16 protein-coding genes are annotated in these 20,732 nt (G+C 49.7%); 5 read left to right on the top strand and 11 right to left on the bottom strand.

Annotated elements, in window-relative coordinates; all coding sequences use genetic code 11:
- Window positions 1-220 precede the first annotated feature (220 nt).
- Both ACSF8W_RS04735 and ACSF8W_RS04740 read right to left on the bottom strand, forming a co-directional pair.
- The gene (locus ACSF8W_RS04735) at window positions 221-2,065 is read right to left on the bottom strand and encodes a DUF3413 domain-containing protein (protein WP_500845505.1); all 1,845 of its coding nucleotides are present in this window, start codon (window positions 2,063-2,065) and stop codon (window positions 221-223) included.
- 52 nt (window positions 2,066-2,117) lie between these two features.
- Entirely contained in the window at window positions 2,118-2,336 is a 219-nt protein-coding gene (locus tag ACSF8W_RS04740) for a YejL family protein (protein WP_500845507.1), read from the bottom strand.
- 84 nt (window positions 2,337-2,420) lie between these two features.
- Here ACSF8W_RS04740 and yejK point away from each other — a divergent pair, with 84 nt between their 5' ends.
- The 3 genes from yejK (at window position 2,421) to ACSF8W_RS04755 (ending at window position 5,203) form a co-directional block, all read left to right on the top strand.
- Entirely contained in the window at window positions 2,421-3,434 is a 1,014-nt protein-coding gene (gene yejK / locus ACSF8W_RS04745; protein ID WP_500845509.1) for a nucleoid-associated protein YejK, read from the top strand.
- 261 nt (window positions 3,435-3,695) lie between these two features.
- Complete coding sequence (locus tag ACSF8W_RS04750; protein WP_500845511.1) at window positions 3,696-4,631, top strand: Hpt domain-containing protein; 936 nt, start codon at window positions 3,696-3,698, stop codon at window positions 4,629-4,631.
- Window positions 4,632-4,843: 212 nt separating this feature from the next.
- Entirely contained in the window at window positions 4,844-5,203 is a 360-nt protein-coding gene (locus tag ACSF8W_RS04755) for a nitrous oxide-stimulated promoter family protein (protein ID WP_500845513.1), read from the top strand.
- Between the two features lie 132 nt (window positions 5,204-5,335).
- Here ACSF8W_RS04755 and fldA read toward each other — a convergent pair whose 3' ends face one another.
- The 7 genes from fldA to nhaC form a co-directional block, all read right to left on the bottom strand.
- Window positions 5,336-5,830, bottom strand: coding sequence for a flavodoxin FldA (fldA, locus tag ACSF8W_RS04760; protein WP_500845515.1), 495 nt, complete (start codon window positions 5,828-5,830; stop codon window positions 5,336-5,338).
- Window positions 5,831-5,941: 111 nt separating this feature from the next.
- Window positions 5,942-9,535 carry a pyruvate:ferredoxin (flavodoxin) oxidoreductase gene (gene nifJ / locus ACSF8W_RS04765; protein ID WP_500845517.1) on the bottom strand — a complete coding sequence of 1,198 codons (3,594 nt, stop codon included), beginning with the start codon at window positions 9,533-9,535 and terminating at the stop codon, window positions 5,942-5,944.
- Between the two features lie 134 nt (window positions 9,536-9,669).
- A complete protein-coding gene (hcp, locus tag ACSF8W_RS04770) occupies window positions 9,670-11,019 on the bottom strand; it encodes a hydroxylamine reductase (protein ID WP_500845519.1) in 1,350 nt (449 codons plus the stop codon).
- A 325-nt stretch (window positions 11,020-11,344) separates the two neighbouring features.
- Window positions 11,345-12,475 (bottom strand): M20 family metallopeptidase, encoded by a 1,131-nt coding sequence (locus tag ACSF8W_RS04775; protein WP_500845521.1) that lies wholly within the window; start codon window positions 12,473-12,475, stop codon window positions 11,345-11,347.
- 76 nt (window positions 12,476-12,551) lie between these two features.
- Window positions 12,552-13,013 carry a YjiG family protein gene (locus tag ACSF8W_RS04780; RefSeq protein ID WP_428476888.1) on the bottom strand — a complete coding sequence of 154 codons (462 nt, stop codon included), beginning with the start codon at window positions 13,011-13,013 and terminating at the stop codon, window positions 12,552-12,554.
- On the bottom strand, window positions 13,013-13,738 hold the full coding sequence (locus tag ACSF8W_RS04785) for a nucleoside recognition domain-containing protein (protein WP_500845523.1): 726 nt from the start codon (window positions 13,736-13,738) through the stop codon (window positions 13,013-13,015). Before ACSF8W_RS04785 ends, ACSF8W_RS04780 begins: the two co-directional genes overlap by 1 nt.
- Before the next feature lie 619 nt (window positions 13,739-14,357).
- Entirely contained in the window at window positions 14,358-15,806 is a 1,449-nt protein-coding gene (nhaC, locus tag ACSF8W_RS04790; RefSeq protein ID WP_500845525.1) for a Na+/H+ antiporter NhaC, read from the bottom strand.
- Window positions 15,807-16,583: 777 nt separating this feature from the next.
- On the opposite strand from nhaC, the gene asd reads away from it, so the two are divergent.
- On the top strand, window positions 16,584-17,705 hold the full coding sequence (asd, locus tag ACSF8W_RS04795; RefSeq protein WP_500845920.1) for an aspartate-semialdehyde dehydrogenase: 1,122 nt from the start codon (window positions 16,584-16,586) through the stop codon (window positions 17,703-17,705).
- Between the two features lie 147 nt (window positions 17,706-17,852).
- Here asd and sodB read toward each other — a convergent pair whose 3' ends face one another.
- The gene (sodB, locus tag ACSF8W_RS04800; protein ID WP_428476885.1) at window positions 17,853-18,437 is read right to left on the bottom strand and encodes a superoxide dismutase [Fe]; all 585 of its coding nucleotides are present in this window, start codon (window positions 18,435-18,437) and stop codon (window positions 17,853-17,855) included.
- 351 nt (window positions 18,438-18,788) lie between these two features.
- Between sodB and ACSF8W_RS04805 the strand changes: the two genes are divergently transcribed.
- Entirely contained in the window at window positions 18,789-19,121 is a 333-nt protein-coding gene (locus tag ACSF8W_RS04805) for a Grx4 family monothiol glutaredoxin (protein WP_500845528.1), read from the top strand.
- Window positions 19,122-19,308: 187 nt separating this feature from the next.
- Here ACSF8W_RS04805 and ACSF8W_RS04810 read toward each other — a convergent pair whose 3' ends face one another.
- Window positions 19,309-20,631 (bottom strand): Na+/H+ antiporter family protein, encoded by a 1,323-nt coding sequence (locus ACSF8W_RS04810; protein WP_500845530.1) that lies wholly within the window; start codon window positions 20,629-20,631, stop codon window positions 19,309-19,311.
- Between the last annotated feature and the right edge of the window lie 101 nt (window positions 20,632-20,732).

The following is a 20,732-nucleotide window of genomic DNA, read 5'->3' on the forward strand; positions in this document are numbered from 1 at the left end:
TTAATACGGGATAAAAGTGACCCTTTTTCTTACCAAGGGAGGGAATTACCTTGGTAATCAATGAATAATCCAGAATCGTTCGGTGTCAGGTTGTTTATCACCTGTCTTAATCCTTGGGCATGCCGAGTTCTTGCGTATTGAGGTCACTTGAGTATAAAGATAGCGGCAGAAATAAAAAATGCAGCCAGATGGGCTGCATTTTTCGAGGACGTTCTCAGGCTTACTCCGCTTGGTTAAAGCGTTTCATTTCATGCATGGCTTGCATGAGTGTCGACAGTTTCGGTTTGGCGCTGTCTTGCTTCTTGTAATCCTGATTGTAAACACGGTAATTACCGTATTTATCAATTACCGTGGTTGATTTAGGCTGGATCATCACGATGTCGTCTTCGTTACCGGCCAAAATCCAACGGCGTTTCGGCGCGTTGTTGAACAGGCTGGTACCGCTGCTGTATGTCGATGTCGGCGTCGTCGCACTGAGCATCGATTCCATCAGTGTGGGTACCACATCCAGATGGCTAGTGAGACGATCAGTGTCGGAAGCAATGCTGTCCGGCCAGTGAATGATCATAGGCACTTTAAGCTGATATTGGCTGTAGTTGGTATTGGCGCCCCAACTGTTGGTGCCTGTTTCGTTGAACTCAGTACCGTGGTTCGCCGTGATCAGAATGATGGTGTTATCCATCACGCCTTTCGCGACTAACTGATCAAAGATGGTGATCAGTTGTTCATCAAGGTGATACGCCGCGTTACGGTAGCTGTTTTTCATCAGCACATTGGTGTCTTGACCCGCAATGTTGTCAGATCCGAGCGAAGGCGTGAACTTAGGTAAGTAGTCGCCCCCTTCTTCAAAACTTTCTAACGAGGCCAATTCAAGGTAACCGAACCATGGGGTGTCATCGGTCTGAGTGTTTAACCAGGCTGTCCATTCGCTGATGGCCGCGGTGTCACTGTGCGGCTGATCACTGTCAGGCAGAGTGAGGCCATGGAACACGGTTTCTGCGTAAATCGGGTCATCATTAAGATCGTTACCACTGAAAACGCCGATATCGTAACCGCGTTTTTCCAATGTATTGATCAGTAATGGGGAGGTCTCTGCCGAGCGTACGCTATTAATGTAGCTGCTTGGCAAGCCATAAAATAACCCAAAAATCCCTGACGTATTGTCGTTACTGCTGCTGTAGTGATTGCTGAAGTTGACATTCTGACGGGCAAACGCCGACAGATAAGGCATGGTTTCTGCTTCGACAATATCACTGCGCAAGCCATCGACAACGATGATCAATAAATTCTGGCCGGTGCCAGGATCATTGAAGGTCAGTGGTTCTAAGGGGTAACGAATTTGTTGGCTGCTCTCAATCCCTTGGGCATTGAGGCGCTCTGTGTACTCTTGGCGATCCAACAACCCGTGTTTTTCCATGAACGACTTGGCCGTCATTGGGTAGGACAAGGGGAAGTTTGAACGCTGAGCGGTGATCGGGCGATACAAGTTCGCATCGGCCCAGATATACAGCAGGTGACTGCTGATAAAGCAGATCCCAAACACCGTGGCAATAGGGACGCCAACGTGTTTACGGGTCAGTTTTCTTAGCTTGCGCCACAGCCATTCCGACAGCACCATCTGCAGCAGGAATATGACCGGAACAGTGACAAACAGGTATTGCCAGCGGGTATTGAGTTCTGAACCCTCGCCACTGAGTAACAAATCCCACACCAGCGGACTGAGGTGAAGATCGAGTGACTCATAGGCGTGTGTATCCAGCAACAGAGCGGTAAGCCCTGCTGTGCCGACTAATACCGCAAACAGGCGCATTAAGCGCTGAGAGGGGATCAGGAAGGTGGCTGGAAAAAGGATCAGAATATAGAAGCCAAACACCAAAAAGCTAAAATGCCCCACCCAGCTTAATGCCAAGTAGAGCTGCCCAAGGAGTGTGTCTGGCCATTCAGAAGCCACAATATATCGCGTACCCAGAAGGATTGCGGCGATGATATTGAAGAAACTGAACCAGTGCCCCCAGCTGATCAGCTGAGAGACTTTCTCTTTGTAGTTGTTACCGCTGGCGACCATAAATGTCAGAATTTCCCAGTCTTAACGATTGCTGTAACGCAAGCTAACAAGATTAGTCTTCTTTGATCGAAGATTGCAGAGCGTGTGCAAATTTCTCTGCGATGGCTTTCCTTTGCGATGCAGGCACGTCAGCGTTGATGATGTTTGTCGCGATGTTACCGACCACCATTAGGGCTAGCTCTGCAGTAGCGTCATGCTTTTCTAGTACATCGAACACGTCATCAATGATTTGTTCAACTTTTTTATTGGTGTATTTTGAAGTAATTGGCATAGGAAGTCTTGTTTAATCTTGTTTAATGTTAAAGAAAGCGACTTATAATAACCTACACTTTAGATTTACTGAAACTTTTCCATTATGAGTCTGAACCTTTCCAATGTCATCCTTCATCAATTGATTAAGAATGGCAACGATGAACTGGAAGTTCATCTACGAAAACAAACACTTGAAAACGATGCATCCACAGAAGATTTAGTTGCTGAGCTACATCGCGTTTATAGCAGTAAAGGCGCAAAGGGCTTCGGTCATTTCGCTGATGACAGTGAGTTTAGCCATTGGTTGAAGCAAGTTCGCCGTGGAGAAATGGATTTTCTGACCTTTTCTAACCAATCTGCGCAGCGTTTGCAGGCAGAATTGGCGAAATACCCGTTTGCCGATGTGGGCACTCTTGTGATTGCAGAATACCAATCACTGGCGACGGATTATCTGTTTATTGGCTTGCTGCCAACTTGTCATAGCATGAAAGTGACCGAGCAACTGGACATCAGCGCGACCGATTACTTGGATGTCGCGAAGATGGATATCGTGGCCCGTATTGATTTGTCTTCTTGGGAGACGGATGCAGAATCAAACCGTTACCTGACGTACATCAAAGGGCGTGTTGGCCGTAAGATCGCGGATTTCTTCTTGGATTTCTTGCAAGCCGAAGTGGGTTTGGATGTCAAAGTACAAAACCAGGTGCTGATGCAGGCGGTGGAAGATTTTTGTGCGGATTCGCGCTTAGACAAAGAAGAAAAGCAGCAGTACCGCAAGCAGGTATACGACTACTGCAACGGTCAGCTGCAATCGGGTGATGAAGTGACCATCAAAGAATTGGCGGCAGAACTGCCGGAATCTGAAGATGGCACCGATTTTTACCAATTCACCTCTAAGCAGGGGTATGAGTTGGAAGAAAGCTTCCCTGCTGATCGCACGGCGATGCGCAAGCTGACCAAGTTTGTTGGTTCAGGGGGCGGTGTGACCATCAACTTTGACAGTATGCTGCTGGGTGAGCGCATTTTCTATGATGCAGAGAGTGACACTCTGACATTGAAAGGGGTGCCGCCAAATCTAAAAGATCAGCTGTTACGCCGTTTAAACAGCGATAACTGATCCTTTTCCTGGCTTCTTTGCTGTAAGCCAGACCCGAAACGGGCAATACGGATAACCGTATTGCCCGTTTTTTCATTTGTCGCCTTCCTGTTTTTTTGTCTACCTTTATTTGTATGCATTGTTGTTCATTTGTGACGGTTTTTATGTAAGCAGATGGATGCTTCCCTAAGTGCTTTTTACATATAAGTGCTTTTCACATCTAGGTGTTTTCACATCTAGGTGTTTTCACATCTAGGTGTTTTCACATAGACAGGAGCTGATATGAAATCACGTCATACGCTTTCTCGCTTTCGCTTTATTTCATTGGTGTTGGGGGGCCTGTCTCTTTGTGCGATTGTTACGGGTGTCTTATTCAGCATGACCACTCCCAGTTTGTGGGGATATTGGGGGATCGCTTTCGCGGTGATGGTCGTGGTGGCTGGTACGGGCTTGGCGGTGAATCGATATCTGAAAAATAACGTCATGGCGAGTGCGCAGGTTACCAGTGAGGAAGACGTTGATGTGGGATGTTCAGCGGATTCTTTTGCGTCGGCAGAGTTGCCAGCAACAGAATCTGCAGCAACGACTCAGACTGTCGCGTCAGACAATACGGTGATGACGGATTGTGCCCATATGGATGCGTGGGTTGCCGATAAAATGGGGGCGAATGATGAAGGGGACGTTGAAGCGTCTTCGATCGTCGCGCCAAGCGAGTCTACGGCACCGGATGACCTGCATGGCTGGTCGGCGTTATCGGTGTTTGACTCGGATTTCTTGCTCAATAGTATGGATGGCTGTCACGAGTCGGTGCTGATGTTGCTCGAACTTTTTGTGGAAGATCACGGTCAAGATGCCGTGCGTTTTTCACAGGCGCTGGAGGAAGGGGATAACGATAGCGCCCACCGTATTGCACACACATTAAAAGGGGTGGCGGGCAGTGTCGGTGCTGCACAACTGCATGCGGTTAGCGAGTATCTGGAAAAACATTTGAAAACAGAGCATACCTTGCCGTCACAAGAGAGGGCATGGTTAGGGCGAACCATCACTGGGTTAGAGGATGAAATTAACACTTATATGGTGGGATTACGTGAACATATCGCGCAGGCGGAGGCGGCAGTGGCGATTGAAGAATATCACGCACCTGATCCCGCTGTGTTTGTGCAGCGAGAAAGACGCCGTACCGATGCGGTAGAAGACAACGAAGAAACGGTGTTATAGGTCATGTATTGTTGCGTTTGCTGCTGTGTTTTTTGCGTATAGAGGATGTGTTTTTTTTCGCAAAACACGAAATTGGGGCTATCAGACACGAGGGATATTCTCAGTGCGATCTCTCGCATTGTAAAAAATCCTTCCGTTGGCGGGGTAGTTCATCAAGCAATCTTGATCTAGATCAGAGGCAAGGCAAGCGCGCGGTGGATAATATCGCCACTATGAACGTACAAACTAATCGTCCAGTTCGTCAGCAGCGTGAACTGGATACGGCTAAAGCGATGATTCGACTTTACTGTAAAACGCTGCACCGGGGCGCGGTAGTGTGCCCTGATTGTGAGGCACTCATTGAGTACGTGGAAAACCGGATAACAAACTGCCGGTTAGGCAATGAGAAGCCAAACTGTTCCCAATGCCAGTGCCATTGCTATCAACCGGCAAAACGGCTGGAGTTGGCGCACGTCATTCGCTGGACGATGCCTAAATTTTCTTGGCGTAATCCGGTTCAAGCACTGAAGTTCAAGCTAGATTGTTTGCGGCGAGGTGAAAACGTCGATACATCGACTTCCATCGAGCCGTAAGGCGCGCGTTATACCGTCTGTGAACCCATAGTGTCAGTGAACAAACATGCAAAAGGGCAGCTTATTCGGCTGCCCTTGTTGTTTCTGCGTCATTTGCTCCCATATAAGGGGGCTGACGAGAAGCGAGGGGAACTACGCGGATAGCCCCAGTTGCTTCAACCAATCGGCAATACGGCTGTCTGTGAGCTCCGGTTGACGGTCTTCATCTAACGCGAGGCCGACAAACTGGCCGTCTCTGACAGCGCGTGAATCATTGAATGTGTAACCGTCGGTTGGCCATTCGCCCACCAGCTTACCGCCTGCTTGCTCAATCAGTTCCGCCAAATCGCCCATGGCATCCAAGTAGCTGTCAGGGTAGTCCACCTGATCACCCAAACCAAATAGCGCCACCGTTTTGTCGTTCAGATCCGCGTCTTCCAATTCCGGCACAAAGTAATCCCAATCCGGTTGCATTTCACCGTAGTTGGCGGTTGGCGTACCCAAAATCAAAAAATCATAGTCATCAAAAATGGCGTTGTCGTTGCCAGCAATGTCTTGAGCTTCAAGATCAAGGTGTGCCGCGATCTTTGCTGCGACGTTTTCTGTGTTACCGGTATCGCTACCGAAAAAAATGCCAATAGTAGCCATGGTATCTCCGTGTTTCTTGGGGAGGCCGGGCGGTGTGCCACGGCCTCAATCAGTTAAAAATGCTAAGTGCTAAGTGCTAAGTGCTAAGTGCTAAGTGCTATGCGTTATTAGTTAGGCGTTCTGCGGTTCTGGTGTCCATTGCGCTAACTGCTCGAGCAGGCGGTGCTTATGGGCCACTTGTTCGCGTAATCGGTCGAGGTTCGCTTGGTAACGTTGCGGGTCCCGACGGGCAATTTGGGTAAAGCGTGCTTCGCGGCTAATCAGGGCGTCGACATCTTTCTTCGGTGGTTTGGAATCCATCTGCAACGCTGCACGTCCTTTTTCCAAGCGACGCGGATCAAAGCGGAACAGCGGCCACAGGCCAGATTCCACCAGCAGTTGTTGGTGTTCTACGCCTTCTGCCATATCAAAACCGTGGGTGATGCACGGTGAGTAGGCGATGACCAATGACGGTCCCGGATACGCTTCGGCTTCTTGCAGTGCTTTAATGGTCTGGTTCATGTTGGCGCCAAGGGCAATTTTGGCCACGTACACGTTGCCGTGCATCATCATGTTCAGCGCCAAGTCTTTGCCGTTGCTGGTTTTACCTTGGGTGGCAAATTTAGCGACCGCGCCCGTTGGCGTCGCTTTAGATTGCTGACCACCGGTATTGGAGTAGCCTTGGGTGTCCATCACCAGCACATTGACGTTATCGCCACCTGCCAGCACATGGTCTAGGCCACCAAAACCAATGTCATACGCCCAGCCATCGCCGCCGACAATCCAGTTGCTTTTCGCCACCAAGTCATCGGCTTTTTGATCAAGTTGACGGTGCGAATACGGCAGTTGTGCACGTAAATGCGCAATGTTTTCACGTTGGCGTACAACCGCTACTTCGCTGCTGTCAAAGGCATCGGTTTTCATTTGTGCCAGTTGTTCGTGCGGGATGAAATCGGCCGCGGTGTCCAGCAATGTTAGGGCGGTATTGCGCTTGCTATCGAGCGCCAAGCGCATGCCTAAACCAAATTCGGCGTTATCTTCAAACAAGGAGTTGGCCCATGCCGGACCGCGACCGTGTTTGTCGACGGTATACGGTGTGGTCGGTAAGTTCCCGCCATAAATGGACGAACACCCAGTGGCGTTAGCGATCAAAAGACGGTCGCCAAACAGTTGGGTCAGCAGTTTCACGTAAGACGTTTCCCCACAGCCAGAGCAGGCGCCGGAATATTCAAACAGCGGCTGTAATAACTGACTGGTGCGCGCATCAATGCGTTTGATGTCAATGCGTTCAACCTCAGGCAGATCCAAGAAGTAGTCGTAGTGGGTTTGCTGTTCAGTTAACTGCGGTTGCTTCGGTGCCAGATTGATGGCTTTGCGTGACGGATCGTTTTTGTCGCTGGCCGGACACGCCGTGGTGCACAGGTTACAACCGGTACAGTCCATCGGTGACACTTGCAAAGTGTACGCTTGGCCTTTGAAATCACGCTGTTTGTAATCGGTGTGCTTAAAGCCCTCAGGGGCATCTGCAAGTGCGTCCGGCGAGACGGCTTTGGCGCGGATCGCCGCATGTGGGCACACCAAGGTACAAATATTACATTGGGTACATAAGTCTTCTTCCCACACTGGGATCTCTTGGGCAATGTTGCGTTTTTCCCATTGCGTGGTGCCGGTTGGCCAGCAGCCATCGACGGGGAAGGCGCTGACAGGCAGTTGATCGCCTTTGTCGGCCATCATCATCGCGCTGACGTGTTTAACCAGATCCGGCGCACGTTCATTCACCACCGGTGGGCGACGGAACAGGCTGGTAGCTTGCGCTGGGATAGTCACGGCGTCTAAGCGTGCCACGGTGGCATCAACGGCGGCATGGTTCGCGGCCACGATGGCAGGGCCACGTTTGCTGTAGCTTTTCTCAATCGCGATCTTGAGTTTTGCAATGGCCTCATCCAGTGGCATGAGGTTGCTCAGGGCAAAGAAGCCGGTCTGCATAATGGTATTAATGCGGTTTTTCAGCCCCAGTTCGCGTGCCAGTGCAACGGCATCAATCACGTAGAGGGACAGTTGCTTATCAATGATGGCTTGCTGTACTTCTTGTGGCAGGTGATCCCACACGGCATCTGCTGCATACGGTGCGTTCAACAGCAAGGTCGCGCCATGGGCGGCTTTTTCGACCATTTCCAGTTTGTTGAGGAACGGGAATTGGTGGCACGCAATGAAGTCGGCTTGCTGGATCAAATACGGTGCTTCGATAGCATCGGTGTCGATACGCAGGTGCGAGGTGGTGATCCCGCCTGACTTTTTCGAGTCATACACAAAGTAACCTTGTGCGTGCAACGGGGTGTTTTCACCCAAAATTTTGAGGGTGTTTTTGTTGGCACTGACCGTCCCGTCGGCACCAAGGCCATAGAACAAGGCACGCAGACGTGAAGACGGTTCGATGTCGAGTGGTGTGGCAGCCGGTAACGACAAATGGGTGATGTCGTCGGTGATACCCACGGTGAAGTCATGGTGTAGTGTGTCTGTCGCCATGGAGGTAAAAATGCTAACTGCATCGGCAGGGGTAAATTCTTTCGACGATAGCCCATAACGTCCCCCCATGATGATTGGGCAGTGTGTGCGTTCGCCACGGTGTACGGCTTGTTGCAGCGCCGCCATCACATCAAGGTATAACGGTTCGCCTGTGGCGCCGGGCTCTTTGGTGCGATCCAACACGGCAATGCGTTGGATGCTGTGCGGCATCACGGTCAGCAGATGGTCGAGCGAAAAAGGACGGTACAGGTTCACACTGATCATGCCGACACGTTCGCCTTGTGCGAGGCGGTGATCGACCGCTTGTTGCACGGTCGCGCTGGCGGAGCCCATGACGATAATCATGTCGGTGGCATCAGGGTGACCGTAATAGTCAAACGGCTTGTAGTCACGCCCTGTTAGGGTCGCAAAGCGTGCCATGGTGTCGGCCACAATGTGTGGGCAGGCTTGGTAATACCGGTTAGCGGCTTCACGCGCTTGGAAGAACGTATCTGGGTTTTGTGCGGTGCCGCGAATGCTGGGAGCATCTGGCGTGAGTGCGCGCTGGTGGAAGGCATCCACCTGTTCTTGCTCGATCATCGCGGTGAGGGTGGCATCGTCAATCAGGGCGATTTTGTTGATTTCGTGCGATGTACGGAAACCATCAAAGAAGTGCACGAATGGAATACGGCTGGCCAACGTCGCCGCGTGGCTGATCAAGGCAAAATCGTGAGCTTGTTGTACGCTGCCTGCGGCGAGCATGGCAAAACCAGTTTGGCGCACGGCCATGACATCGGAGTGATCACCGAAAATGGAGAGCGCGTGGGTGGCGAGCGTACGCGCCGCGACATGCATGACAAACGGCGTCAGTTCACCGGCAATTTTGTACATGTTGGGAATTTTCAGCAGCAAACCCTGTGAGGAGGTGAACGTGGTAGCCATGGCGCCAGCCATTAACGCCCCGTGTACCGCACCGGCGGCACCGCCTTCCGATTGCATTTCAATCACGCGGGGAACCTGTCCCCATAGATTGGTTTTACCTTGTGATTCCCACACTTCACAGGCTTCCGACATCGGGGAAGACGGTGTAATGGGGTAGATGCCAATCACTTCATTGCAGCGATAAGCGATAGAGGCGGCGGCATCATTGCCATCCAGGGTGGCAAAGCGAGGCGCGGTTAACGGGGAGCGATCCCGTGTTGATTGAGAATGTACAGACATAGTGAACTCCAGCGAACGGGCACTGTAATGACGACGAAGAAACCTCAGAGGGATGGGGTGAGAGGAAGGACTCTCGGGAAGAGCAGGGACACGCTGTCACGGTATGACAGGCGTGCCCCTCGGGGGTGCGGTGATTACACCTCAACCACCGTTAGCTGAGGTTGTGGGTTCAGCATCTTTTCAAGATCGGCGTGTGCATCGCCGGTCAGCTGCAAATTAAATTGCTGCTGCAGGAAGGTGAAGATCGCTTCGTTCACGAACTCAGGTGGGTTTGGACCCAAGTAAATGTTCTGGATACCCAGATTGAACAGCGCCAATAGGATCAATACCGCTTTTTGTTCCATCCAAGACAGCACAATGTTGACCGGTAGGTCGTTCACTGGCACGCCCATCGCATCACTCAGCGCCAGTGCAATCATCACGGCGCCGTAGCTGTCGTTACATTGGCCAAGGTCAAGGTAACGTGGGATCTCTGTACCTGGGATGGTACCGAAATCATGGTCGTTGAAACGGAACTTACCGCATGATGAGGTCAGGATGATGCAATCGTCAGGAATAGACAGCGCCAATTCGCGGAAGTAATCATTCTGTTTGCCCGGCTTGTCACAGCCTGCCACCACGAAGAACTGTTTGATTTGACCAGCGTTCACCGCGTCAAGGATCTGTGGTGCCAAGCCCAAGATCGTTTTGTAGTTGTGACCGGTCATGATGGTGTCAGCGCTCTCGAAGCCTTCGATGTCAGGCAGGCTGAGCGTGTGTTCAATGATCGGTGCAAAATCGTTTTCAAGCTGGCGGCAGTTATCAATGCCCACAATGCCGTAGCTGTACAGGCGGTCGGCGTAATCCGCGCGGCCTGTCGGTGGTACGATGCAGTTGGTGGTCACGATGATGGTGCCGTTCCACTGTTGGAATAGTTTCTTCTGATCAAACCAGGCTTTACCCACGTTGCCTTTCAGATGGCTGAATTTACGCAGTTCAGGGTAACCGTGTGCAGGCAGCATTTCAGAGTGGGTGTACACATTAATACCGGTGCCTTCAGTGGCAATCAGCAGGCGTTCTAGCAGCTCAAGATCGTGGCCTGTAACCAAAATACCTTTGCCTTCCGCTTTGTTTTGCGGCACGCAAACCGGAGTAGGTACACCTAAACGGTTGTGGTGCGCTTCGCCCAAACGCGCCATCATTTCACTGCCCGCGCCGCCAATTTTCATTAGCTGGGCAATGTGTTGATCAAAGCTAAAGTTGACATTGGTGAGGGTGAAGTACAGGGTTTCTGCAATGACGTCATCGACAGATTTGGTATCAGCACCTAAATCGTTGGCGTGTGTGCGGTACGCTGACAGGCCTTTCAGACCAAAAATCATAATGTCTTGCAGGCGAGAGAGGTTTTCATCTTTGCCGCAAGTACCTTGGGTTTTACCGCTGCTACCACAACCGCCAGATTGGGCCATTGAACACTGGTGACAGAACATTGCTAGATTCGACATTACTGCATCCTTTTTTAAAGGTATATTTGTTTTGCAACTTATGCGGTAAGGATACGGCGACTTTGCCCGTGATTCATTGATTGAGATCAATTTACGAAAATAACATGCATTTCAAATGATACTTTATAAGGTGAGGTGTGTGTTTTACCTCAAACGTGATGTATTGAGAGGGAATGAGGCGGATAAATCAGCAGAACCTGCGGTTTATGATAACAGGCCATAAGAACGGCTTTTTCGTGGCAGAAAGAAGGCAAAACGATGAAAAGAGAAAAAAGAAAGGGCGCCAGAAGCGCCCTTAGTCTGTCCCTGAGAATAGAGGGAGCCGTTAGTTAGCTTGATCGGCAAGCTTTGTCATCACACGCTTCAAAAGCTGAATGCGTGGTGCAATGCTTTCTAGATCTAGGTATTCATCAGCACTGTGGAAACCCGCACCAATTGGGCCTAGGCCATCTAGTGTAGGAATGCCCATCACAGCCGTCAGGTTCGCGTCAGAGCCGCCACCCACTTCTTGCCATGTAATGTCGATGCCTTCTTCGCGGCCCGCTTCTTCAACCAACGCCATCAATGCGTGTGTTTTTTCAGACGGAACCATAGACGGTTTGTGTGCTTCACGGTCAACGGTGATCTGCACGCCTTCAACGAATGGCGTTTCAGTCAGTGCACGCAAGGTTGCATCAGCCGCCGCGTATTCATCGTTGTCCCAGAAACGGACATCCACAACCGCTTCAGCGTGATCCGGTACGATGTTCGCACCTGCACCGCCTTTCACTACACCCACGTTCAGTGTGGTGCCGGTTTCAAAGTTAGTCAGTGCGTTAACTGCAAGGATCCAGTTCGCCATTTCAGTGATTGCACTGCGGCCGTTTTGTGGATCGTTACCGGCGTGTGCGGCTTTACCGGCAAACGTTAGACGGTAGCGTGCCATGCCTTTACGGGCTTTAACCAATGAACCGTCAGCACGGGCTGCTTCTGCAACCAATACGTTTTTCGCGTTCACTGCCACGCTTTTCAGCCACTCTTCAGAGTGTAGCGAGCCGATCTCTTCGTCCGGGTTCATGCACACACAGATAGACAGTTTGTCCAGTGTCGCTTTGTCCATTTCACGTAGCATGTAGACGATGTTTAGCAGGCCAGATTTCATATCTGACACGCCCGGGCCGTAGGCACGTTTTTCGTCAAACGTCATTGGACGCGCAGCCACGGTACCCACTGGGAACACGGTGTCCATGTGGCCGATTAGCATTACATCAATGTTTTCTGCTTCAGGCTTGTTACGGACTTCAAGGCCGGTTCCTGCAATACCACAGTCAACGCGTTTTACGTGCCAACCAAGGTCTAGGTACTTCTGCTCCATCTGGTTCGCAATAACTTCGATGCCGTCTTTCGTTAGCGTACCGCAGTCTACGTTGATCAGTGGGCGTAGTTCTTCCAAGTAATCTGGTAGTGAGAAATTCATAATTGCTCCTGAAAACCCTTTTGGGGTGTGAATAGCGACAGGAAAAAAAGGAGGCGAGGCCTCCTTTTGAAAAAGATTAAACGAACAGGTTCATCACCAGCATCGAGCCGAAGGCGTTGATCACTGAAATCGCGATCATGATTGGGATGTAGCGGCCTTCTGTACCGATTGGACCCAAAATACGGCCAAGGTACTGCACCTGTGAACCCATTAGGTAGATAGCCGGTGCAAGGATCGCGATGTGGCTACCGTTAAGAATGCCTGCGTCAAACAGAGTGATCACAACACCCACAGCGCCGCCCATCGACATCCATGCGCCGATAAGTACGGCTGCTGCTTCACCAGGTAGGCCGAATACCGCCATGATAGGCGAGAACACGCTGCCCATCAGGTCAAGTGCACCGGTGATTTGTAGGGCTTTGATGATAACGAAAGCCATCAGAACGTTAGGCACGGTAGACATGGTCGCGATGGTCCAGCCTTTCTTAGCGCCTTCTACGAAGATGTCCGTTACCATTGGTTTTTTAGCTGCGCTCATTATGCTTTCTCCGTCTGCAGTGCGTCTTCGTTTTTGTCTGCTTTACCTTCGGTCATGTTCAGGTATACGCGGAACAGGTTTGCACCCACGAATTTGAACGCGAACATCACGATAACCGCCATACCAATGGATGCCGTTACCGCAGGGGTACCGTCCATGTTGGAAAGGGTAAATAGCACAGCACCTGAAGAGAAGAAGTTAACAATGGTGGCACCGGCAGAGAACTGGAACATGGTGAAGACATCCGCTTCACGCTTGGTGAGGTGGCCTTCATCTTTGAGCTGGCGGGTCATGGCGGCGCCGGCATCGGTACTTTGTAGCGACGCGATCAATGCAAGACCGGTGCTGCCTGGAATACCCATTAGCGGACGCAGAAGAGGTGTAAGAAGTTTACGCGCCGCATCAAGGGCACCGTAGTGCTCAAGCACGTTGATCATGCCTAGAGCAAACATCACAGTAGGGATAAGGGTTAGGGCAAACATGAAACCGTCACGTGCACCGCTACCGCCTTTACCACGCATGCTGGTGCTGGCTGTTTGTACGCCATCAGCCGTTTCATTCACGGAGTGCACAAGGCTACCGAATGAACCGTTTAGGGTTGTAAAGTCAAACACACCGTACCACTGGTTGGACTGTAGTGCGCCTGAGAAAAAGACGATAGCAAAGGCGAGGGCAATGTAACTGCCTATCGTAACTTTGCGACCCTGCTCTGCGGGATTGCTCATATATAACCTCTTAGGAATCAAAAACGCCAAACTGGCCATCGGCAGCAATTCACAATCTTTCATATCGTGTAAGACGCAAAATGTTGCAGAAAATAAGAAAACACGCTTATTTTCGCTTATTAGTAAGAGAAAAATTTGATCGGGGTCAATATGTGCCACTGAAAAGTCCTATAAAGGACAGATAGGAGCCAAATTGTGATCTTGATCTACATTAATATCTCATTCATAACCATTAATATGAGTGATCGGAATAAAAATACATGAGTAGTTGTTTTTTCTTTATTAATTAAATGGTTTGCTTTGGTAAAAACAATGTTTTCATTAATGAAATAACCAATAAATATCACCTTTATGCATGTAAGTGACTATCTGATTATGTAATAGCAGTCAAAGTTCGGTAATGCGATATGTTTGAACTTTTTTGTGGTTCGGGTTGTGGTTCGGGGTGTGGGGCGGTGATGTCATACAGCGTGCGGTGATGCGCTAAAATGCGAAGAATAGAAGCGCCTAGACGGCAGGAATTAGGCGATTGTCATAACAGGGTCGCGTGCGAAGACCGCGGATAAAAAAAGAGCACCGTGTAGGTGCTCTTGATGTCAGAAAGGGAAGATAGAAACCGTTATGCGGTTTGCTGCTGCGTAGCCACTTGGGCTGTTGCCGCTTCTTCTGTTTCCGTGACTTCTGCTACCGGTGGACAGCGGTCAACGAACCAACCCATGTAAGAGGTGATAATCGTCACCAGAATACACACGAAGCTTAACCACATGAATGGCGCGTACGAGAACGTCGCAACACCCAGGATACTCGCCATGTAGATACCGTTATCACTCCACGGCACCATACCTGATGTCAACGTACCACCAAATTCTGCGTTACGGGACAGGTTCTTACGTTGGTAGCCCAAGCGGTCATAGTTCTTCGCACAGATTTTAGGGGTCAGGATCAGTGATACATACATCGCTGAGCCAAAGACGTTACCCAAGAAGGCAGTTGCGATGGTAGAAACCGACAGGCTGCCTGCAGAGTTCACTCGCTTTTCAAACAATTGCGCGACGGTTTGCAGCACGCCGACTTTATCCAGTAAGCCACCAAAGCCCAGACCAAAGATGATCACGGCAACAGAACTCAGCATGGACGACATGCCGCCACGGTTCAGAATGGCATCAATGAAATCAACGCCAGAGTTAATGGAGAACGGTGCCCAAGCGGTGTTAAACGCTTGCAGTGGATCCATGTCCTGAACCATCACAGCCCAGATAATACCCAGCAGAGAACCCAATGAGATCACAGGGAAAGAAGGCAGACGCATGGCCAACAGTGCCAGTACGATGATCACTGGAACAAACGAGAATGGTGAAATCACAAACTGCTGATCCATTGCCACAATCACAGATTCAACCTGTGACATGTCAACGTTACCGGCGTAGTGGAAGCCCACGGCGGTGAACAGAATACCGGTGATCACGTAGCTGATCAGTGCGATAGGCAGCATGCCTTTAATGTGCTCAACGATTTCAACGTTAGACATTGAAGAGGCCAAGATCACGGAGTCAGACAGCGGTGACATTTTATCACCGAAGTAACAGCCTGATAGCACCGCACCCGCCGTCATTGGCGCTGGGATACCCAAGCCTTGACCGATCCCCATCATTGCAATACCCGCCGTACCAGCCGCACCCCAAGAGGTACCGGTTGCCAGTGCCGTCATTGAACAGATCAACATGGTCGCCAAAAGGAAGATAGAAGGGTGGATGGCTTTCAGACCGTAGTAAATGATGGTGGGAACAATGCCGCCGGCAATCCACGTGCCGACCAATGCGCCGACAGCCAATAGGATCAATACCGCGCCTAAGCCGTTTGAAATCCCTTTTGTGGCGGCTTTTTCTAATGATTTATAGTCATGACCGAGTTTGATACCCAGCGCCATGATGATAAACCAGCCAATGTACAATGCTAATTGGATCGGTAAATTCAGTTGTGCGGTGAAAGAGAATGCCAGCGCAAGAAAAATACCCAGTGCAATCACGACCTGGGTGATCGACGGCAGTTTTACAGTCTGTGTGTTCATACTTCTAACCTTGTCAGTTCGAGCCTGTAAAGAGAGCAAGCCTGCACGTAATGTGTGGTCAGGCTGATCATGAATGAAACCAAAACATATGCTAGTCGTTGCTACTCTAACGGAATGTGGCTAGGGCGACGACAGATAATGTTTCTTTCTGTGACTTCATTCAATCATCATTGCGGAACGCGTAAAAACCATAGTTATAATTTGGGTTTTTGTTAAATTCACGTTCGTACGTTGTGTTTTTGTTGTGTTTTATCTGTTGTGTTTAAATGTGTCCGTCTATAAACAATGGATATTGTCCGGATTTTTACTCCATATAATCCTGATTTAAGCAGTATAATATTTTGCTTTTTTTGAAAGGTGGCTAGGTTATCAATATGTGGATAAATGATCAAAAAATTGAAGGTATAAATTTTAGCCTATTTTTTGGTTTTTATTGATGGGTGTGGCTTTATCGTTTGTTTAGTTGGTTTTTTGGGTTTTATTTACACCGTTTTCTTGTTTTGTTGTACGGAATTTATGCGCGTTTTATTCGCGGTTGAGTGAATAAAGTTGGTTGCCTTCTTGGCGTGAACGTGCTTTTTTTACACGTTTTGTTTGTATTGTGATGACTTTTTTTTCAGATTTATTGCATATTATCCTTATGTTTGTATGCTGGACTGACGCTAAGTAAGGCGGCCTGTCGTTATAACTATCGGCAAGACCTGTGAGCCAAAGGCCATGGGATGCATTGCCAATAGTTATACCGATAGATAATGATCAGGGAGTGTTGTGCACATGATGAAAGTAGGTTTAGTGGGTTGGCGTGGCATGGTGGGTTCTGTCCTCATGCAGCGTATGGTTGAAGAAGGCGATTTCAATGTCATTGAGCCTGTTTTCTTTTCGACATCTCAAATTGGCATCCCCGCGCCGAATTTTGGGAAAGACGCAGGCATGCTTCAAGATGCCTTTGATATCGAGAGCCTGAAAAAGCTCGACGCCATTATTACCTGCCAAGGTGGCAGCTACACGGAACAAGTCTACCCTGCGCTGCGTCAAGCGGGTTGGAAAGGGTACTGGATTGATGCAGCTTCGACGTTGCGCATGAAAGATGACACGATCATCGCATTGGATCCGATTAACTTTGACCAAATGCAACAAGGCATCCACCGTGGTGTATCAACGTTTGCAGGCGGTAACTGTACGGTTAGCTTGATGCTGATGGCCGTGGGTGGTCTGTATAAAGCGGGTCTTGTTGAGTGGATGACCTCTCAAACGTATCAGGCCGCGTCAGGGGCGGGTGCGAAGAACATGCGTGAATTGATCAGCCAGATGGGCGTGATCAACGATGCAGTCTCTAGCGAGTTGGCGAACCCTGCGACCTCTATTTTGGATATCGATCGTAAAGTCGCGGAAGCGATGCGTTCTGCCGATTTCCCATCACAAGAGTTCGGTGCACCGCTTGCCGGTTCATTGATCCCATGGATTGATGTGAAGCGTGAAAACGGTCAGAGCAAGGAAGAGTGGAAAGCCTCGGTTGAGACGAACAAGATCCTGGGTCTTGATAACAACCCGATCCCGATCGACGGCACGTGTGTACGTATCGGTGCAATGCGCTGTCACAGCCAGGCATTGACGCTGAAACTGAAGAAGAACGTACCGTTGGATGAAGTGGAAGCGATCATTGCGTCACACAATGACTGGGTGAAAGTGATCCCGAATGACCGTGATATCACGGCGCAAGAGCTAACCCCAACGAAAGTGACGGGGACTTTGTCTGTGCCTGTGGGTCGTTTGCGTAAGCTGGCAATGGGTGATGACTACCTCAATGCCTTCACTGTGGGTGATCAGCTACTATGGGGTGCGGCAGAGCCACTACGTCGTACACTGCGCATTATCCTGTCAGAGAAATACGCGGGATAACATGAAAGATAGCCCGTGGCAGAAACGTGACGGGCTAGACTGACATGAAAAACTATTAAGAAAAACCATCAAGAAAAACACAAACAAAAACGCCTGCAGCAATGCAGGCGTTTTTTTATGGGTCTGAATTGCCAGACGCAGAGGCGATTACGCGGCTAGGTTCTGTGCAACGAATTCCCAGTTTACCAATGCCCAGAACGCGCCCATGTAGTCTGGACGTACGTTGCGGAAATCGATGTAGTAAGCGTGTTCCCACAGGTCAACAGTTAGAAGCGGTGTTACACCTTCTTCTGTTAGTGGCGTGCCTGCGTTAGACGTGTTCACGATAGCAAGAGAGCCGTCTGCATTTTTTACCAACCATGTCCAAGACGAACCGAAGTTGTTGATTGCAGAATCAGTGAATTGTGCTTTGAATGCGTCGAAAGAACCGAATGAAGCAACAATCGCGTCAGCAACCGCACCTGTTGGCTCGCCGCCAGCATTTGGGCTTAGGCAGTGCCAGTAGAACGTGTGGTTCCAGATTTGAGCCGCATTGTTAAATACGCCACCAGTAGATGTTTTGATGATCTCTTCTAGAGATTTCTCAGCAAGCTCAGTCCCTTCAACAAGGCCATTTAGCTTAACAACGTACGTGTTGTGGTGCTTACCGTGGTGGTACTCAAGCGTTTCTTGAGAAATGTGTGGCTCAAGTGCGTTGATTGCGTATGGTAGAGCGGGTAATTCAAAAGCCATTGCTCGATTCTCCGTATTGGTTTGGGGGAGTGCCCCTCGACATTGCTTCCAGTTAGCTTTAGCTAACTTATTATTTGAAACTGACTCGTCTTCTCATCTCTGCCACGATACCTGTGTAAGATGATGAATTTGTGACGGTGAAACCATTTTAGCAAGTTTTTTCTTTATTAAAAGAGCTAGAGTAAAAAAAGATAGGCGAAATGCGGGGCACGGCATGATAACGTGGCTATCTGCTTAGTGTGCAGCCGAAAGAATACCCCTAAAACGATTAGGCATTTTTTTCCGCTGCGGGAAACAGTAGAATGATGCCTGTAAGATTCAACTTATAAGTAAAGTCGTAAAGAGGAAGCTATGGAAACTATCGACAAAATTAAGCAACAGATCGAAGAAAATGCCATTCTGTTGTACATGAAAGGCTCCCCAAAACTACCAAGCTGTGGTTTCTCATCTCAGGCTGCACAAGCGCTGATGGCATGTGGTGAAAAATTTGCCTATGTCGATATCCTTCAAAACCCAGACATCCGTGCTGAACTACCGGCTTACGCACAGTGGCCAACGTTCCCTCAGCTATGGATTGAAGGCGAATTGATCGGCGGTTGTGACATCATCATCGAGATGTTCCAGAAAGGCGAACTACAGCCATTGGTGAAAGAAGCGGCTGAGCGCGCAACACCGGCTGAGTAATTGCCATCGCCATGTGAATACTGCTATTGGCGGTATGCACAGCGTGTGAAAAATACCCTGACCTTGGTTGGGGTATTTTTTTGCCTGTCGCAGGGGAGCGTCAGGTGCTAACGCGATATAACGGCCATAAAAAAGACCGCCGAAGCGGTCTTTTTATGTATTGTTTTTTGCCGTTGCAAATGAAGCGTTACAGCACCATTGACGCTAACCAACCAAAGGCAATCAACGGCAGGTTATAGTGAATAAACGTCGGCACAACGGTTTCCCAAATGTGCTCGTGCTGGCCATCTGCATTCAAGCCAGACGTTGGCCCCAAGGTGGAATCAGAGGCGGGTGAACCCGCATCACCCAATGCGGCTGCGGTACCCACAAGGGCAATGGTTGCCATCGGGGAGAAGCCGAACGTGATACACAAAGGCACGTAAATCGTCGCTAGGATTGGAATGGTTGAGAACGACGAACCGATCCCCATGGTGACCAACAGGCCCACTACCAGCATCAAGAGTGCGGCCAGTGGCTTGTTGTTACCAATCACATCCGCCAGCGAGCTAACCAGTGTTTCTACACCACCGGTTGACTTCATTACCGACGCAAAACCGGCAGCCGCGATCATAATGAAGCCGATCATCGCCATCATGTGTACGCCTTTGGTGAAGACATCGTGGGTTTCTTTCCACTTGATCACACCACCAAACGTGAACACCATGAAGCCCATCAAGCCACCAATGATCATTGAACCACTGTAGATCTGTGCGCCCAACGCCGACACAATCGCCAGCATGGCAATGTAGACGTGACGCATGTTGATTTCTTTGTGCTCTGGTTCATTGGCCAGAATTTTTTCGACGGAATAGTCGCGTGGTTTACGGTAGCTGAAAAAGACGGCCACCAGCAAACCAAACAGCATGCCCATTGCTGGGATCATCATCGCGTAGGGCACTTGTGCCGCGGTGACATCTAACCCATTGTCATGCAGGTTTTTCAGCAGAATGTTGTTCAGGAAGATCCCCCCAAAACCAATCGGCAAGAGCATGTAGGGGGTCACTAGACCAAACGTCAGTACACAGGCAATCAGGCGGCGATCCAGTTTTAGCTTGGCAAAAACATGCAGTAGCGGCGGGATCACAATCGGGATAAACGCGATGTGTACCGGAATGACGTTTTGAGAAGAAATAGCAAGCAGTGCAAGAATGGTGATAACAGAATACTTTACGCCCGTTGCCGCGGCTGCGTTCTCAGTACCACTGAGACGTTTAATCACTTTTTGTGCCAAAACATCGGTAATACCCGAGCGCGAAATCGCGACCGCGAACGTACCAAGCATCGCATAACTCAATGCGGTGGTTGCACCACCACCCAAGCCACTTTCAAAGGCAGCGACTGTCTCTGTTAAAGACAGGCCGCCGATCAGACCACCGACAATGGCGCTGAAGGTAAGCGCAACAACAACATTTACCCGCAATAATGCGAGTAAAAGCATGACGCATACCGATACTACTACAGGGTTCATAAACTAAGATCCGTCCGTTGTGTTATGTCGATATAATTTGCATGATTTTTACACTAAATGTGTAATTCTTTTTAATTTATTTTGGCGGTTTTGCTCAAAAA

This window comes from Photobacterium sp. 270122K, assembly GCF_059941365.1.

Excerpts from the sequence above, each read along its gene's own strand:
- ACSF8W_RS04735 (WP_500845505.1), bottom strand. The coding sequence starts at position 2,065 with ATGGTCGCCAGCGGTAACAACTACAAAGAGAAAGTCTCTCAGCTGATC.
- ACSF8W_RS04740 (WP_500845507.1), bottom strand. The coding sequence starts at position 2,336 with ATGCCAATTACTTCAAAATACACCAATAAAAAAGTTGAACAAATCATT.
- yejK (WP_500845509.1), top strand. The coding sequence starts at position 2,421 with ATGAGTCTGAACCTTTCCAATGTCATCCTTCATCAATTGATTAAGAAT.
- ACSF8W_RS04750 (WP_500845511.1), top strand. The coding sequence starts at position 3,696 with ATGAAATCACGTCATACGCTTTCTCGCTTTCGCTTTATTTCATTGGTG.
- ACSF8W_RS04755 (WP_500845513.1), top strand. The coding sequence starts at position 4,844 with ATGAACGTACAAACTAATCGTCCAGTTCGTCAGCAGCGTGAACTGGAT.
- fldA (WP_500845515.1), bottom strand. The coding sequence starts at position 5,830 with ATGGCTACTATTGGCATTTTTTTCGGTAGCGATACCGGTAACACAGAA.
- nifJ (WP_500845517.1), bottom strand. The coding sequence starts at position 9,535 with ATGTCTGTACATTCTCAATCAACACGGGATCGCTCCCCGTTAACCGCG.
- hcp (WP_500845519.1), bottom strand. The coding sequence starts at position 11,019 with ATGTCGAATCTAGCAATGTTCTGTCACCAGTGTTCAATGGCCCAATCT.
- ACSF8W_RS04775 (WP_500845521.1), bottom strand. The coding sequence starts at position 12,475 with ATGAATTTCTCACTACCAGATTACTTGGAAGAACTACGCCCACTGATC.
- ACSF8W_RS04780 (WP_428476888.1), bottom strand. The coding sequence starts at position 13,013 with ATGAGCGCAGCTAAAAAACCAATGGTAACGGACATCTTCGTAGAAGGC.
- ACSF8W_RS04785 (WP_500845523.1), bottom strand. The coding sequence starts at position 13,738 with ATGAGCAATCCCGCAGAGCAGGGTCGCAAAGTTACGATAGGCAGTTAC.
- nhaC (WP_500845525.1), bottom strand. The coding sequence starts at position 15,806 with ATGAACACACAGACTGTAAAACTGCCGTCGATCACCCAGGTCGTGATT.
- asd (WP_500845920.1), top strand. The coding sequence starts at position 16,584 with ATGAAAGTAGGTTTAGTGGGTTGGCGTGGCATGGTGGGTTCTGTCCTC.
- sodB (WP_428476885.1), bottom strand. The coding sequence starts at position 18,437 with ATGGCTTTTGAATTACCCGCTCTACCATACGCAATCAACGCACTTGAG.
- ACSF8W_RS04805 (WP_500845528.1), top strand. The coding sequence starts at position 18,789 with ATGGAAACTATCGACAAAATTAAGCAACAGATCGAAGAAAATGCCATT.
- ACSF8W_RS04810 (WP_500845530.1), bottom strand. The coding sequence starts at position 20,631 with ATGAACCCTGTAGTAGTATCGGTATGCGTCATGCTTTTACTCGCATTA.